Raw genomic sequence first — 15,027 nt, forward strand, 5'->3', positions numbered from 1 at the left:
GGAGGGCGGGCGCCCGCGGGGTGAGGGTGGTGAGGCAGAACACCCCAAAAGTCTTTGCCTCGCGTGTCCGTGGCGAGCGAGGGTCGAAGGATGAGCACGAACGACCCCACCGCGGAACTCTTCCCCGCCGTGTACGAGGGGGACGAGGACGCGGTCGTACGGCTGCTGCGCGCCGGGGTGAGCGCCGAGGCGGTCGACGAGGACGGCCAGAGCGCGCTGTATCTCGCGGCGGTGAGCGACCGGCCGGGCGTCGTCCGGCTGCTGCTGGCCACCGGCGCCCAGCCCGACCGCCTCAGCCTGGGCACGGACGCTCCCCTGTGCGGCGCGGCCTGCGGTGGTCACACGGAGGTGGTACGCGCGCTGCTCGCGGCCGGGGCGAACCCGGACACCGTCGAGGCGTTCGGTTTCACCGCGCTGACCTGGGCCCTGCGGCGGGGTCACACCGCCGTGGCGGAGGCGCTCCTTCTGGCGGGCGCGAATCCCGACCGGCCCGGGCCGACGGGCGAGCCCCCGCTGGTGTCGGCCGCGCACCGGGGCTCGGTGGGCTGCGTACGGGCCCTGCTCGCTCACGGGGCGGGCGCCCGGGGCGAGGCGCTGGCGGAGGCCCGCCGGCTGCTCGGCGTGGGCGTCGAGGCGGAACTCCTGGCGAGCCTGGCCCGTACGCACGGCCCCGGCCACCCCTGCGTGACCCAGCGCCACCCGTCCCCCGAGGGCATCACCGTCGAGGTCCAGCTCCTCGACGCCCAGGGCCGGCCCTTCGCCGGCGACGACCTCCAGACCGGCCACACGGAGATCATCACCCTGCTGAAGGCAAGCACGACACGCCCCGGCCGCTGAACGCCGGCCCGGCGGGCGGTCCAGCCGCAGACCCGAGTGCCCACCCGTCCCTGACCGCTGTCCCCGCTCCGACGCAGCCCCGCCCCGGGGGCCCGGTGCCGGACGGGCGGGGCACGTCGAGCGTCCTACGGTGTGCCGTACACCGCCCCCGGGGTCTCCGCCTCCGCCAGGAGTTTCCGGGTCGTCTCGCCTGCCTCCGCCGGGGTCCACCGGGAGCCCTTGTCGGCGCTCGGGCCCGGGCGCCAGCCCTCCATCACGGTGATCCGGCCGCCCTCGGTCTCGAAGACGCGGCCGGTGACCCCGGCGCTCGCGGCCGATCCGAGCCAGACGACCAGCGGCGAGACGTTGCCCGCGGCCATGGCGTCGAATCCGCTGCCGGGGGCGGCCATCGTGTCGGCGAAGGTCCGCTCGGTCATGCGGGTACGGGCGGCCGGGGCGATGGCGTTCACCTGGACGCCGTACCGTCCCATCTCGGCCGCCGCGACCAGCGTCAGAGCGACGATGCCGGCCTTGGCGGCGCTGTAGTTGCCCTGCCCGACCGACCCCAGCAGGCCCGCTCCGCTGCTGGTGTTGACGACCCGGGCATCGGGCGCGCGGCCCGCCTTCGCCTCGGACCGCCAGTGCGCCGCCGCGTGCCGGAGCGGCAGGAAGTGCCCCTTCAGGTGGACCCGCAGCACGGCGTCCCAGTCGTCCTCGTCGAGGTTGACCAGCATCCGGTCGCGCAGGAACCCGGCGTTGTTGACCAGTGTGTCGAGACGTCCGTACGTCTCCAGGGCGGCGCGGACGACGGAGGCCGCGCCGTCGGCCGTCGCGATGTCACCGCCGTGGGCCACCGCCTCGCCGCCCGCCGCGCGGATCTCCTCGGCGACCTGACGGGCCGGGCTGTCCGCCGCGGGGGTGCCGTCCAGGCCGACGCCGAGGTCGTTCACGACGAGCCGGGCGCCCTCCGCGGCGTAGGCCAGCGCGTGCGCCCTGCCGAGCCCGCGGCCCGCACCCGTGACGATCACGACCCGCCCGTCACACAGCAATCGTGCGCTCATCCCACTTCTCCCTGCTGGTCCTTGTTCGCGGTGGCGGCGTCGAGGAAGGCGGGCCGCTCGCCGCCTCCGTGGACGAGGATCGAGGCGCCGCTGATGTACGCGGCGGCGTCGGAGGCGAGGAAGACGGCGGCGGCGCCGACGTCGGACGGCTGGGCGAGGCGGCCCAGCGGGACGGTGCGGGCGACGGCGGCGAGGCCGTCCTCGCCGCCGTAGTGCAGATGGGCCAGTTCGGTGCGGACCATGCCGACGACCAGGGTGTTGACCCGGATCCGGGGCGCCCACTCGACGGCCATCGAACGGGCCAGGTTCTCCAGTCCCGCCTTGGCCGCTCCGTAGGCCGCCGAACCGGGCGAGGGGCGCGATCCGCTCACGCTGCCGATCATCACGATGGAGCCCCGGGCCCGCCTGAGGTGTTCGTACGCGGCGATCGACGCGGTGAGCGGGGCGGTGAGGTTGAGTTCGATCACCCGGGCGTGCCGCTCGGCGTCCGCCTCGGCGAGCGGGCGGTAGGGGGCGCCGCCCGCGTTGTTGACCAGGACGTCGAGCCGGGGAAGGGCGTCGAAGAAGGCCCGCACGGCGGCCGGGTCACGCAGGTCGACGGGGACGAAGTCGGCGCCCTCGAGGGGGACTTCGGGTGGCCGGCGGGCGCAGACCACGACGTGCGCGCCGGCCCGCGCGAAGGCCCGCGCGATCCCCGCCCCGACCCCTCGGGTGCCGCCGGTGACGACGACGGTCCGGCCGCCGAGGTCCACGGGGGCACCCTCGCGCTCCTCGGCGTCCTCGGTGTCCACGTTGTCCACAGGGCCTCCCGCGCGGCCGCGATCGCTGCTAGCTTCGCATCACACCTAACAAACGTTTGGTGGAAAGGTAGCTGATGTGCCCATGGGTGTCTCCACCTCGTCCCCGGAAAAGGGGATTTCCGTCGTCACGGTCGACTTCCCGCCGGTGAACGCGCTGCCGGTGCGGGGCTGGTTCGACCTCGCCGACGCCGTGCGCGCGGCGGGCCGCGACCCCGGGATCCGCTGTGTCGTCCTCGGAGCCGAGGGGCGCGGGTTCAACGCGGGTGTCGACATCAAGGAGATGCAGCGCGACACCACCGGCCATGGCGCGCTGATCGGCGCCAACCGCGGCTGCGCGGAGGCCTTCGCGGCGGTGTACGAGTGCGAGGTGCCGGTCGTCGCGGCGGTGCACGGTTTCTGTCTGGGCGGCGGCATAGGACTCGTGGGGAACGCGGACGCGATCGTGGCGAGCGAGGACGCCACCTTCGGCCTGCCCGAGCTGGACCGCGGCGCGCTCGGCGCGGCCACGCATCTGTCCCGTCTCGTCCCCCAGCATCTGATGCGCGCCCTGTACTACACCTCGCGCACGGCGACCGCGGCCGAGCTGCATACGCACGGATCGGTGTGGCGGGTCGTGGCGCGCGAGGAACTGCGGGCGGCGGCGCTGGAGCTGGCGCGCGAGATAGCGGCGAAGGACGGGCAGCTCATCCGGCTCGCCAAGGCCGCGATCAACGGCATCGATCCCGTCGACGTGCGCCGCAGCTACCGCTTCGAGCAGGGCTTCACCTTCGAGGCCGATCTCGCCGGAGTGGCCGACCGCGTCCGTGACACCTTCGGCAAGGAGGCCCCCCGGTGAGCGACAAGACCATGTCGGCGCAGGACGTCGTCGGCCGGCTGGAGAGCGGGATGACCCTCGGCATCGGCGGCTGGGGCTCGCGCCGCAAGCCGATGGCCCTGGTGAGAGCGCTGCTCCGCACCGGGATCACCGATCTCACCGTCGTCGCGTACGGCGGCCCGGACGTCGGCCTGCTCGCCGCCGCCGGACGGATCCGCACCCTCGTCACCGCGTTCGCGACGCTCGACTCCATCCCGCTCGAACCGCACTATCGGGCGGCCCGCGAGCGCGGCGCGTTCGAGCTGACGGAGGTGGACGAGGCGATGTTCATGTGGGGGCTGCACGCGGCGGCGAACCGGCTGCCGTTCCTGCCGGTGCGCGCGGGGCTCGGCTCGGACGTGATGCGGGTCAACCCGGGCCTGCGGACGGTCACTTCACCGTATCCCGACCCGGAATCGGGGATACGGGAGGAGCTCGTCGCGATGCCCGCGCTGCGCCTGGACGCGGCGCTGGTCCACATGAACCGGGCGGACCGGCTGGGCAACGGCCAGTACCTGGGCCCGGACCCGTACTTCGACGACCTGTTCTGCGAGGCGGCGGACACGGCGTACGTCTCCTGCGAGCGGATCGTCGACACGGCGGAGCTGACCAAGGAGGCCGCGCCGCAGACCCTGCTGCTCCAGCGGTCGTCCGTGACGGGCGTCGTGGAGACACCGAACGGCGCGCACTTCACCTCGTGCGTCCCGGACTACGGGCGGGACGAGGCCTTCCAGAAGCTGTACGCGAGCACGCCGTACGCCGAGTTCGCCGAGCGGTTCCTGGGCGGCGGCGAACACGCCTATCAGAGCGCCGTCCAGGCCTGGCGGAAGGAGCGGGACCTGTGAGCGCCGACCGAGCGGAGTACTGCGTGATCGCCTGTGCCGAGGCCTGGCGGGACAACGGGGAGGTGCTCGCCAGTCCCATGGGCCTGATCCCGTCCATCGGCGCCCGGCTGGCCCGGCGCACCTTCTCGCCCGATCTGCTGCTGACCGACGGCGAGGCGCTGCTCGTCGGCCTCGACGGCACCCCGGAGGGCTGGCTGCCGTACCGCAGACATCTGACGACGGTGACCGGCGGGCGGCGGCACGTGATGATGGGCGCGAGTCAGATCGACCGCTTCGGCAACCAGAACATCTCGTGCGTCGGCGACTGGTCCCGGCCCCGGCGCCAGCTCCTCGGCGTGCGCGGCGCCCCGGTCAACACCCTGAACAATCCGACCAGTTACTGGATCCCCAGACATTCCCCGCGCGTGTTCGTGGAGCGGGTCGACATGGTGTGCGGTGTGGGGTACGACCGGGCCGCCGCCGCGGGCCCGAGCGCCACCCGTTTCCATCGCCTCCCCCGCGTGGTGACCGACCTCGCGGTCCTCGACTTCGCGACGCCCGACCACTCCATGCGGCTGGTGTCCGTGCACCCGGGTGTCACCGCCGAGCAGGTCCAGGAGGCGACGGGGTTCGGGCTGACGGTCCCGGACGAGGTGCCGTTCACGCGCGAACCGACCCTGGAGGAGCTGGAGTTGATCCGCACGGTGATCGACCCGAGGGGACTGCGGAACCGGGAGGTGCCCGACCCGGAGAGCGGCGCGCGGGACCGGGGTGCCCCCGGCCCGTCGCGCGGGGGTGGGCGCTGATGGAGACCGCACTGACCGGACTCGTCGGTGTCCGGTATCCCATCGTGCAGACCGGCATGGGCTGGGTGGCGGGGCCCCGCCTGGTCTCGGCGACGGCGAACGCGGGCGCGCTGGGCATCCTGGCCTCGGCGACGATGACACTCGACCAGCTCCGCGACGCGGTACGGGAGGTCAAGTCCCGTACGGACCGGCCGTTCGGCGTGAATCTGCGCGCCGACGCGGGGGACGCGGGCGACCGGGTGCGGATCATCGTCGACGAGGGCGTGCGCGTCGCGTCGTTCGCGCTCGCCCCTTCGCGCGAGCTGATCGCCGGGCTGAAGGAGGCGGGTGTGATCGTCGTGCCGTCCGTCGGCGCCCGGCGGCACGCCGAGAAGGTGGCCGCCTGGGGGGCCGACGCGGTGATCGTGCAGGGCGGCGAGGGCGGCGGTCACACGGGGGAGGTGGCGACGAGCGTGCTGCTGCCCCAGGTGGTGGACGCCGTGGACATCCCGGTGGTGGCGGCGGGCGGCTTCCACGACGGGCGGGGGCTGGTGGCGGCGCTGGCCTACGGGGCGGCGGGCATCGCGATGGGCACGCGTTTCCTGCTGACCTCCGACTCGACCGTCCCCGACGCGGTGAAGGCGAGGTATCTGGCGGCGACCGTGAAGGACGTCACCGTGACGACGGCCGTCGACGGGCTGCCGCACCGCATGCTGCGCAGTGAACTCGTCGACGCCCTGGAGAGTGCGGGCCGTACGAGGGCATTCGTCCAGGCCGTGCGCCGCGCGGCCGGGTTCCGGCGGATCTCCGGCCTGTCCTGGTCCCGGATGATCCGCGACGGCCTCGCCATGAAGCACGGCAGGGACCTGTCCTGGAGCCAGGTGCTGCTCGCCGCGAACACCCCGATGCTCCTCAAGGCGTCGATGGTGGACGGGCGTACGGATCTCGGCGCGATGGCGTCGGGGCAGGTGGCGGGAGTGATCGAGGATCTGCCGTCGTGCGGAGAGCTGGTCGAGCGGGTGATGGCGGAGGCCCGGGAGACTCTCAACACCCTTGCGATCAGGGGTGATTGAATGCCTGAATGAATCAGTCGATCAGAGATCCGTGGGGCCTCAGTGTCTTCGGCGCCGGAAGCGTACGGGCCGAACCGCAGCTGGTGCGGGTGAAGTTGGCCGTAGACGTCCAGGAGCCCTCACCCGACGAGGCGTTCCACAAGGCGGGGACGGCGGTGTCCCGGCTGCGCGAGACGGTGCGCCGGCACGGGATACCGGACGCGTCGGTCTCCGGCTCCAGGCTCAAGCTCAACTCCGAGTACGACGGGTACGGAACGGGCCGCAAGTTCCTCGGCTACCGCTGCCAGGCGTCGTACATCATCGAGATCGAAGCGGTCGACGATCTTCAGCAGCTCATCGTGGACGCGGTCGACGCGGGCGCCAACCGTGTCGACGAGGTCACCTTCGACGTGCTCGACAAGCCCGCGATGCGGGACGAGGCGCGGCGCAGGGCTGTCGCCGCGGCCCGCCGCAAGGCCACGGTGTACGCGGAGGCGGCGGGCGTCTCGCTGGGGGCAGTCCTCCATGTGCAGGATGTGGACGCGGAGTCCTGGGAGTTCCGCGGCCATCGGGGTCACGGCGGCGGCGGTGGCAGCTCGGAGGGCGATCTGGCCCCGGGCATGGTCGAGGTCCACGCCGGTGTCCTGCTGGGCTTCGCGCTCGGCGGCTGAAGTCCGTCCGGGAAGCGCGGCTCCCGGGGACTCGGCTTCGCGAGGCGGCGGTGCCCGGTGCGGGCGGGGGACCACTCCGTACACCGGCCTCGTCAGAGCCGCTCGATGATCGTCACGTTCGCTTGGCCGCCGCCCTCGCACATCGTCTGGAGGCCGAACCGGCCGCCGGTGCGATCCAGTTCGTGCAGGAGCGTCGTCATCAGGCGCACGCCCGTGGCGCCGAGGGGGTGGCCCAGGGCGATCGCGCCGCCGTTGACGTTGACCTTCTCCGGGTCGGCGCCGGTCTCCTTGAGCCAGGCGAGGACGACCGGGGCGAACGCCTCGTTGATCTCGACGAGGTCGATGTCGCCGATGGACATGCCGGTCTTCTTCAGGGCGTAGGCGGTGGCCGGGATGGGGGCCGAGAGCATCCGGATGGGGTCCTCGCCGCGCACCGAGAGGTGGTGGACGCGGGCGCGGGGGGTCAGGCCGTGTTCACGGACCGCCCGCTCGGAGGCGAGCAGCATCGCGGCGGCGCCGTCGGAGACCTGGGAGGAGCAGGCGGCGGTGATGGTGCCGCCCTCGGCGACCGGCTTCAGGGCCGCCATCTTCTCCAGGGTGGTGTCCCGGCGCGGCCCCTCGTCGACCGTGACCTCGCCGTGGGCGGCGGTCTCGCGGGTGAAGCGGCCCTCGTCGACGGCGCGGACCGCCCGCTGGTGGGAGCGGAGGGCGAACTCCTCCTGGTCGCGGCGGCTGATGCCCCATTTGGCGGCGATCAGTTCGGCGCCGTGGAACTGGTTGACGGGGCGGTCGCCGTAGCGGGCGCGCCAGCCCTCGCTGCCCGCGAAGGGACCCTCGGTGAGGCCGAGGGGTTCGGCGGCCCGGCGGGAGGCGAAGGCGATGGGGATCTGGCTCATGTTCTGCACGCCGCCGGCGACGACCAGGTCCTGGGTGCCGGACAGGACGCCCTGGGCGGCGAAGTGCACGGCCTGCTGGGAGGACCCGCACTGCCGGTCGACGGTGACACCGGGCACCTCCTCGGGCAGTCCGGCCGCCAGCCAGCTCGTGCGGGCGATGTCCCCGGCCTGTGGCCCGACCGTGTCCAGGCAGCCGAAGACGACGTCCTCGACGGCCGCCGGGTCCACGCCGGACCGTTCGACCAGGGCGGTGAGCACGTGCGCGCCGAGGTCGGCCGGGTGGACCCCGCTCAGCCCTCCCCCGCGCCGCCCGACGGGCGTGCGGACCGCTTCGACGATGTAGGCCTCGGCCATGACGACTCCCTCGCTGACATGGATGGTTCGCGGGTGATTCCCTTACGGCTCCTCGCGGACGGAGATGCCGTCGAGCACCATCGACAGGTACTGCCGGGCGATCTCCTCCGGGCTGTGCTGACCGCCGGGCCGGTACCAGGAGGCGGCGACCCACACGGTGTCGCGCACGAACCGGTAGGTGAGGCGGATGTCGAGGTCGGCCCGGAAGACCTCGGCGTCGACTCCGCGTTCCAGGGTGCTCAGCCACGCCTTCTCGAAGTTGCGCTGGGACTCGGCGAGGAACGCGAAGCGCTGCTGTGCGGCGAGGTGCCGGGCCTCCTTCTGGTAGATCGCGACGGCCGCGCGGTGCCGGTCGATCTCCCGGAAGGATTCGGTGACCAGGGCCTCCAGGGTTTCCCGGGGGCCGAGTCCGGAGTCCAGGACGGTGTCGTAGCCGTCCCAGAGCTCGTCGAGGAAGGTCCGCAGGATCTCCTCCAGCATCGATTCCTTGGAGTCGAAGTGGTAGTAGAGGCTGCCCGCGAGCATCCCGGCCTCGTCCGCGATCCTGCGTACGGTGGTGGCGTTGTAGCCCTGTTCGGCGAACACCTCGGCGGCGGTGCCGAGCAGTTCGCGGCGGCGCTCCGGGGTGGCGGTCACCTGGGGCTTCTTCTTGGTAGGCACACGGTCATTGTCGCCTCAGGCGTGCTGGCTGCTCACGGACACGACCTCGCCGGTCAGGTACGAGGAGTAGCCGGAGGCGAGGAACACGATCACGTTGGCCACCTCCCAGGGTTCGGCGTACCGGCCGAAGGCCTCGCGGGCGGTCAGTTCCTCCAGCAGCTCGGGAGTGGTGACCTTCACCAGGTGGGGGTGCATGGCGAGGCTGGGCGAGACGGCGTTGACCCGCACCCCGTACGCGGCGGCCTCGATCGCGGCGCAGCGGGTGAGCGCCATGACGCCCGCCTTCGCGGCGGCGTAGTGGGCCTGTCCGGCCTGGGCGCGCCAGCCGACGACGGAGGCGTTGTTGACGACGACTCCGCCCTCGCCGCGCTCCTTGAGCCGGCGCAGTGCCGCGCGGGTGCAGCGGAACGTGCCGGTCAGGGTCACGTCGAGGACCTTGGACCACTGTTCGTCGGTCATGTCGACGAGGGGTGAGGTGCCGCCGAGGCCCGCGTTGTTGACGACGATGTCCAGTCGGCCGTGGAGGTCGGTGGCGGTGTCGAAGAGGGCCTGGACCTGGTCCTCTTCGGTGACGTCGCAGGGCAGTGCGGTCACCGTGCCGGTGCCGAACTCCGTCGCGAGGGTCTCGGCGGTCTCCTTGAGCCGGCGGGGGTGCGCGTCGCTGATCAGGACGCGCGCGCCCTCCTCCAGGAATCTGCGTGCCGTGGCGCCGCCGATGCCTGCGCCAGCGGCGGCGGTGATGACGGCGGTGCGGCCCTTCAGCAGCCCGTGCCCGGGTACGTACGCCGGACTCTCGACGTCGCTCATGACTCCAAGCTAACCTACCAAACACTTGTTAGGGAAGCTTGTCGCCCACTCCCGGAACCCACCACCGTCCGAAGCCCACCGCCCTGCGAAGCCCACCACCGTTCGAAGCCCACCGCCCTGCGAAGCCCACCGCCGTCCGGAGCCCGCCGCCGAAAGGTGCCGCCGATGGATCTCACCCGCTCCCCCGCCGACGAGGCGTTCCGCGCCGAGGCCCGTGCCTGGCTGGACGCCCATGTCCCGGCGGTCCCGCTGCCCTCCCTGGAGACCGCTCAGGGGTTCGCCGCGCACCGCGAGTGGGAGGCCGAACTGGCCGCGGACCGCTGGTCGGTGGTGTCGTGGCCGGCGGCGTACCGCGGCCGGGACGCGGACCTGATGGGATGGCTGGCGTTCGAGGAGGAGTACCACGCGGCGGGCGCGCCCGGCCGGGTCGGGCAGAACGGCGTCAGCCTGCTCGCGCCGACCCTCTTCGACCACGGCACCGCGGAGCAGCGCGCCCGGGTGCTGCCGCCGATGGCGACGGGCGAGGTGGTCTGGGCGCAGGCGTGGTCCGAGCCGGAGGCGGGTTCGGATCTGGCCTCGCTGACCTCGCGGGTCGTGCGCGCGGACGGCGGCTGGCGGCTGAGCGGACACAAGACGTGGTCGTCGCGGGCCGCGTTCGCCGACCGCGCGTTCGGCCTGTTCCGCAGTGAGCCGGGCCTCGCGAAGCCGCACCAGGGCCTGACGTATGTGATGTTCGACCTGCGCGCGCCGGGCGTGACGGTCCGCCCCATCGGGCGCCTGGACGGCAGGCCGGCCTTCGCGGAGCTGTTCCTGGACGAGGTGTTCGTCCCGGACGAGGACGTGATCGGCGAGCCGGGGCAGGGCTGGCGGGTGGCGATGTCGACGGCGGGCAACGAACGCGGCCTGACGCTGCGGTCGCCGGGCCGTTTCCTGGCCTCCGCCGACCGGCTGGCCGCGTTGTGGCGCGCCCACGGCGACCCGTCCGACTCGGCCCTGCGCGACCGGGTGGCCGACGCGGTGATCGGCGCCCGTGCCTATCAGCTCTTCACGTACGCCAACGCCTCGCGGTTCCTCGACGGGGAGAGGATCGGGCCGGAGTCCAGCCTGAACAAGGTGTTCTGGTCGGAGCTCGACATCGCGCTGCACGAGACGGCGCTCGATCTGCTGGGCGCCGAGGGCGAGTTGGCGGACACCGAGTGGTCCGAGGGGCATGTCTTCTCGCTCGCGGGCCCCATCTACGCGGGCACCAACGAGATCCAGCGCGACATCATCGCCGAGCGGCTGCTCGGCCTCCCGAAGGGCCGCCGCTGATGCGCTTCCTCCTCGACCCCGAACAGCGCGCCTTCGCCGCCTCCCTGGACGCGATGCTGACGTCGGCGGACACGCCGTCGGCGGTGCGGGCGTGGGCCGGCGGCGACCACGGGCCCGGCCGGGCCCTGTGGTCGCGGCTCACCGACGCGGGGCTCTTCGCCCTTGCGGTCCCGGAGGCGTACGAAGGGGTGGGCCCGCTGCCCGTGGAACTGGCCCTCGGATTCGTGGAGTTGGGGCGGCACGCGGTTCCCGGTCCGGTGGTGGAGACGGTCGCCTCGGCCGTCCTGCTGAGCGAACTGGCCGGGTCGGGCGAGCCGGGTCCGGCCGAGCGGCTGCTGCCGGGGCTGGCCTCGGGCAAGAGCGTCGCCACGCTGGCCCCGGCCGGCGGGTACGCGCTGGACGCGGACGCGGCGACGGTGCTGCTCGCGGTGGACGGCGACGCTCTGTGGCTCGCGCCCGGCCACGGCCCGGTGCGCGCGTCCACGGACCCGGCCCGTCGGCTCGCCCTGCCGGAGACGGGCGGCGAACTCCTGGCGACCGGCCCGCAGGTCACCCGCGCCGCGAGCCGGGCCCTGACCTGGGCCCGGCTCGCCACCGCCGCCCAGGCCCTCGGGGTCGGTCTCGCACTCCTCGACCGGACGGTCGGCTACGTCGGGCAGCGCACGCAGTTCGGGGTTCCCGTCGGTTCGTTCCAGGCGGTCAAGCACCGGCTCGCGGACGCGCTGATCGCCCTGGAGTTCGCGCGTCCGCTGCTGTTCGGGGCCGCGCTGTCGATGGCACCGGCGGACGTGGCCGCCGCGAAGGTCACGGCGGGCGAGGCCGCGTACGCCGTGGCCCGGACGGCGTTGCAGCTGCACGGCGCGATCGGCTACACGGCCGAGTACGACCTGTCCCTCTGGTTCGCCAAGGCTCGCGCCCTGCGGACGGCCTGGGGCACCCCGGCCGCGTGCAGGACCGAGGCGCTGGCCGGTCTCAGTGGTGGTCGTCCCCGCTCGTGAGCTCCCGGTACTCCTCGGCTGTCGGCTTCGGGATCCGGGTGTCGGGCCCGTAGAGGGCGCGGGCCAGCCGGGCGCGCAGTCTGTGGGCGGGGCCGACCCGTCGGGCCACGCCGTTCGCGTCGACGAGCGGGCCGATCTCGTAGGGCGGCGCCTGTTCGTGCTGGGTGAGGGTGAACCGCTGTGCCGGGGTGAGCGGTTCGTGGACCTCGACGTACTCGCCGTGCGGCAGCATCTTGATCGTGCCGGACTCGCGTCCGTGCAGCACCTTGTCGCGGTCGGCGCGTTGCAGCCCCATGCAGATCCGCTTCGTGGCGACGTAGGCGAGCGCGGGCCCGGCGAACACGGCGACGCGGACGAACCAGGTGATCGCGTTGATCGACAGATGGAAGTGGGTGGCCCACAGGTCGTTGCCGCCGCCGACCAGCAGGACGGCGTACAGCGTGAGCCAGGCGACGCCGAGGGCGGTGCGGGTGGGCACGTTGCGCGGCCGGTCCAGGATGTGGTGCTCGCGCCGGTCCCCGGTGACCCATGCCTCGATGAACGGGTGGACGGCGATGGCGGTCATGATGAGCGGGAAGAGCGTGAAGGGGATGAGGACGCCCAACTGGAGCGTGTGGCCGAAGGCGTTGATCTCCCATCCCGGCATCACCCGGATGAGCCCTTCGGAGAAGCCTAGGTACCAGTCGGGCTGTGCGCCGGTGGTCACCAGGTCGGGGCGGTAGGGACCGAAGGCCCATACGGGGTTGACGGTGGCGATCGCGCCCATGATCGCCAGGACTCCGAAGACCAGGAAGAAGAAGCCGCCGGCCTTGGCCATGTAGACGGGCATGAAGGGCATGCCGACGACCGACTTCTGGTCGCGTCCGGGCCCCGGGTACTGCGTGTGCTTGTGGTGGAAGACCAGGATCAGATGGGCGACGACCAGTCCCAGCATGATGCCCGGCAGCAGCAGGACGTGGACGGGGAAGAACCTCGGGATGATGTCGTGCCCCGGGAACTCGCCACCGAAGAGGAAGAAGGAGATGTACGTCCCCACGACGGGGATCGACAGGATGGCGCCCTGCGCGAAGCGGACGCCGGTCCCGGAGAGCAGGTCGTCGGGGAGCGAGTAGCCGGTCAGGCCGGTGATGAGGCCGAGCATCAACAGGGTCCAGCCGAACAGCCAGTTGACCTCGCGCGGCTTGCGGAACGCGCCGGTGAAGAACACCCGCATCATGTGGACGAGCATCCCGGCGAGGAAGACGAGCGCCGCCCAGTGGTGGATCTGCCGGATCAGCAGTCCGCCGCGCACGTCGAAGCTGATGTGCAGCGTGGACTCGTAGGCCCGCGTCATGGTGATGCCGTTCAGCGGGACGTACGAGCCGTGGTAGACGACCTCGACGCCGCTCGGCTCGAAGAACAGGGTGAGGTAGACGCCCGTGATGATCAGGACGAGGAAGCTGTAGAGGCAGACCTCTCCCAGCATGAACGACCAGTGGTCCGGGAAGACCTTGCGCATATTGGCCCTGGCCAGTGAGTAGAGGCCGAGTCGTCCGTCGGCCCAGTCGGCGAGCCGCTCACCCTTGCCGGTCTCGGCTCGTCGCCGGGTACCTGAAGTCTCGTCGTTCCGGGTTGAGTTGATCTCTCGCGCACCCATAAGCCGCCCCCTCGGCCCACCAGGGTGGCACGCCCCTTCCCGGAAGCCAACGGTGCGACGTACGCCAAGGCGAGGAAACGCTCATGGGGCCGAGCGGATCACGGCGACGGGACCCGGCGCCCGGAGTGCGGCGTCGTCGTGGGTCAGCAGCACGGCGTCGTACCGCCCGAGCACCCGGCCCCTCACCTCGGCGGACTCTCCGAGCGCGACGACCAGCACGGCCGGTCCCGCCGGGACGAGGACGGGCAGCCGGGGATGCAGCACCTCGACCTCCGGCGCCGGCGGACCGTCCCGGCGCCACATGACGTTGAGGTTCATGACCGGGCCCGCGAGCAGCCGGCAGTCGGTGGGCAGGTCCCCGGGAAAGCGCTGGGGCACATACCGGGTGTCCACGCGCCGGTGCTCGCCGCCGACGGTCAGGTCCATGCCGACGCCCTCGACCATGGTGAGAATCCGGTCCACCCCGGTGAACGCCGAGAACGGCCCGTCGGCATCGACGTCGGCCAGGCTCACCCGCCACGCGAAGCCGGACATGTCCGCGCCCTCGGGCCGGACGACGATCTCCCGGGTGACCCCGCCGCCGTTCTTCCAGGGCACAGCGGTCCGCCCCGCCGCGGGCAGCAGGTCCGCGGTCACGCGACGATCCCGTGGGCCCGCGCCGCCGCCAGCCACTGCGGGAACTCCGCCACCAGGCGGTCGTACAGCTCCCCGTCGGTCACCTTCCGCGGATCCGAACCGGCGTGGAAGAAACCGGCGTTGTCGACGACCCGCTTCTGCGGTACGGCCAACTCGTCGAGCTTGCGCAGGAAGTCGAACTGGCGGCTGCCCGGGTCACCGAACCCTATGAACTGCCAGAACAGCGGCAGCCGGGCCGCCTTGCACAAGTACCGTTCGGCGGCGAGCTTGTTGATCGGCCCCCCGTCGGTCTGGAAGACGACGAGGGCCGGGGCCCTGGAGCCGCTGTCGAGGTAGTGGTCGATGACGGCGTCCATCGCGAGGTGGTAGCTGGTCCTGCCCATGTGGCCGAGCCCGGCCGCGATCCGTTCGATCCGCCCCTGGTGGTTGTCGAGCGCGATGTCGGTGACCGCGTCGACGTCCGTGGAGAAGAAGACGACCGGGACGGTGCCGTCGTCGTCCAGGTGGGCGGACAGACCGAGCACCTGGTCGGCGAGGGCCTGCACGCTGCCGTCGTCGTAGTACGGCTTCATCGAGCCCGAGTAGTCGACCACCAGGTACACGGCGGCCCGTTGTCCGCTCAGCCCGTGCTTGGTGAGGCAGACCCCGGCGCTCTTGTACGCGCCGACCAGCGCGGGCGCGGTCTCCTCGACCTTGGTGAGGCTGATTCCGGCCATACGGGGCTCCCGTCGCGCGAGGGTCACGGAACGCCGAGATTACGTCACGGTGTCGGCCCGTCCGCCTCCCGGACCCTGCCGTTCCCCTGCGCCCGGAGTGTCGCTATTTTGATCTTCGCCGTCCCCACCGGCTCACCGTCATCCCTTGCCC

At 72.4% G+C, this 15,027-nt stretch carries 16 protein-coding genes; 8 read left to right on the plus strand and 8 right to left on the minus strand.

Annotated features, from left to right (window positions below; all coding sequences use genetic code 11):
- Window positions 1–90 precede the first annotated feature (90 nt).
- Window positions 91–837, plus strand: a complete 747-nt coding sequence (locus ACIQRL_RS01390) for an ankyrin repeat domain-containing protein (protein WP_401325465.1) — start codon at window positions 91–93, stop codon at window positions 835–837.
- Window positions 838–962: 125 nt separating this feature from the next.
- Here ACIQRL_RS01390 and ACIQRL_RS01395 read toward each other — a convergent pair whose 3' ends face one another.
- Together ACIQRL_RS01395 and ACIQRL_RS01400 are read right to left on the minus strand one after the other, a co-directional pair.
- A complete protein-coding gene (locus ACIQRL_RS01395; RefSeq protein WP_401325468.1) occupies window positions 963–1,877 on the minus strand; it encodes an SDR family oxidoreductase in 915 nt (304 codons plus the stop codon).
- A complete protein-coding gene (locus ACIQRL_RS01400; RefSeq protein ID WP_401327992.1) occupies window positions 1,874–2,629 on the minus strand; it encodes an SDR family oxidoreductase in 756 nt (251 codons plus the stop codon). The genes ACIQRL_RS01395 and ACIQRL_RS01400 overlap by 4 nt, the downstream gene beginning before the upstream one ends.
- A gap of 130 nt (window positions 2,630–2,759) precedes the next feature.
- On the opposite strand from ACIQRL_RS01400, the gene ACIQRL_RS01405 reads away from it, so the two are divergent.
- Genes ACIQRL_RS01405 through ACIQRL_RS01425 form a run of 5 tightly spaced genes read left to right on the plus strand, consistent with a single transcriptional unit; the run spans window position 2,760 to window position 6,862 of the window.
- Window positions 2,760–3,512, plus strand: a complete 753-nt coding sequence (locus ACIQRL_RS01405) for an enoyl-CoA hydratase family protein (RefSeq protein WP_401325471.1) — start codon at window positions 2,760–2,762, stop codon at window positions 3,510–3,512.
- Window positions 3,509–4,375, plus strand: a complete 867-nt coding sequence (locus ACIQRL_RS01410; protein WP_401325474.1) for a CoA transferase subunit A — start codon at window positions 3,509–3,511, stop codon at window positions 4,373–4,375. Before ACIQRL_RS01405 ends, ACIQRL_RS01410 begins: the two co-directional genes overlap by 4 nt.
- A complete protein-coding gene (locus ACIQRL_RS01415) occupies window positions 4,372–5,160 on the plus strand; it encodes a CoA-transferase subunit beta (protein WP_401325477.1) in 789 nt (262 codons plus the stop codon). The genes ACIQRL_RS01410 and ACIQRL_RS01415 overlap by 4 nt, the downstream gene beginning before the upstream one ends.
- Entirely contained in the window at window positions 5,160–6,212 is a 1,053-nt protein-coding gene (locus tag ACIQRL_RS01420) for an NAD(P)H-dependent flavin oxidoreductase (RefSeq protein WP_401325480.1), read from the plus strand. Before ACIQRL_RS01415 ends, ACIQRL_RS01420 begins: the two co-directional genes overlap by 1 nt.
- An 8-nt stretch (window positions 6,213–6,220) precedes the next feature.
- The gene (locus ACIQRL_RS01425; RefSeq protein WP_401325483.1) at window positions 6,221–6,862 is read left to right on the plus strand and encodes an SIMPL domain-containing protein; all 642 of its coding nucleotides are present in this window, start codon (window positions 6,221–6,223) and stop codon (window positions 6,860–6,862) included.
- Window positions 6,863–6,954: 92 nt separating this feature from the next.
- Here ACIQRL_RS01425 and ACIQRL_RS01430 read toward each other — a convergent pair whose 3' ends face one another.
- Genes ACIQRL_RS01430 through ACIQRL_RS01440 form a run of 3 tightly spaced genes read right to left on the minus strand, consistent with a single transcriptional unit; the run spans window position 6,955 to window position 9,579 of the window.
- Entirely contained in the window at window positions 6,955–8,112 is a 1,158-nt protein-coding gene (locus ACIQRL_RS01430; protein WP_401325486.1) for an acetyl-CoA C-acetyltransferase, read from the minus strand.
- A gap of 42 nt (window positions 8,113–8,154) precedes the next feature.
- Complete coding sequence (locus ACIQRL_RS01435) at window positions 8,155–8,772, minus strand: TetR/AcrR family transcriptional regulator (protein ID WP_401325488.1); 618 nt, start codon at window positions 8,770–8,772, stop codon at window positions 8,155–8,157.
- A 15-nt stretch (window positions 8,773–8,787) separates the two neighbouring features.
- A complete protein-coding gene (locus ACIQRL_RS01440) occupies window positions 8,788–9,579 on the minus strand; it encodes an SDR family oxidoreductase (protein WP_401325491.1) in 792 nt (263 codons plus the stop codon).
- A 165-nt stretch (window positions 9,580–9,744) separates the two neighbouring features.
- Here ACIQRL_RS01440 and ACIQRL_RS01445 point away from each other — a divergent pair, with 165 nt between their 5' ends.
- Window positions 9,745–10,890 carry an acyl-CoA dehydrogenase family protein gene (locus tag ACIQRL_RS01445; RefSeq protein WP_401325494.1) on the plus strand — a complete coding sequence of 382 codons (1,146 nt, stop codon included), beginning with the start codon at window positions 9,745–9,747 and terminating at the stop codon, window positions 10,888–10,890.
- On the plus strand, window positions 10,890–11,888 hold the full coding sequence (locus tag ACIQRL_RS01450) for an acyl-CoA dehydrogenase family protein (RefSeq protein WP_401325496.1): 999 nt from the start codon (window positions 10,890–10,892) through the stop codon (window positions 11,886–11,888). Before ACIQRL_RS01445 ends, ACIQRL_RS01450 begins: the two co-directional genes overlap by 1 nt.
- Here ACIQRL_RS01450 and ACIQRL_RS01455 read toward each other — a convergent pair.
- The 3 genes from ACIQRL_RS01455 to ACIQRL_RS01465 form a co-directional block, all read right to left on the minus strand.
- Entirely contained in the window at window positions 11,863–13,524 is a 1,662-nt protein-coding gene (locus ACIQRL_RS01455) for a cytochrome bc complex cytochrome b subunit (protein WP_401325499.1), read from the minus strand. The genes ACIQRL_RS01450 and ACIQRL_RS01455 overlap by 26 nt on opposite strands.
- Window positions 13,525–13,605: 81 nt before the next feature.
- Complete coding sequence (locus ACIQRL_RS01460) at window positions 13,606–14,160, minus strand: HutD family protein (protein ID WP_401325502.1); 555 nt, start codon at window positions 14,158–14,160, stop codon at window positions 13,606–13,608.
- The gene (locus ACIQRL_RS01465; protein WP_401325505.1) at window positions 14,157–14,876 is read right to left on the minus strand and encodes a vWA domain-containing protein; all 720 of its coding nucleotides are present in this window, start codon (window positions 14,874–14,876) and stop codon (window positions 14,157–14,159) included. Before ACIQRL_RS01465 ends, ACIQRL_RS01460 begins: the two co-directional genes overlap by 4 nt.
- Window positions 14,877–15,027: the final 151 nt, after the last annotated feature.

This window comes from Streptomyces sp. NPDC091209, from assembly GCF_044757755.1.
In the GTDB taxonomy this organism is placed as follows: Bacteria; Actinomycetota; Actinomycetes; order Streptomycetales; family Streptomycetaceae; genus Streptomyces.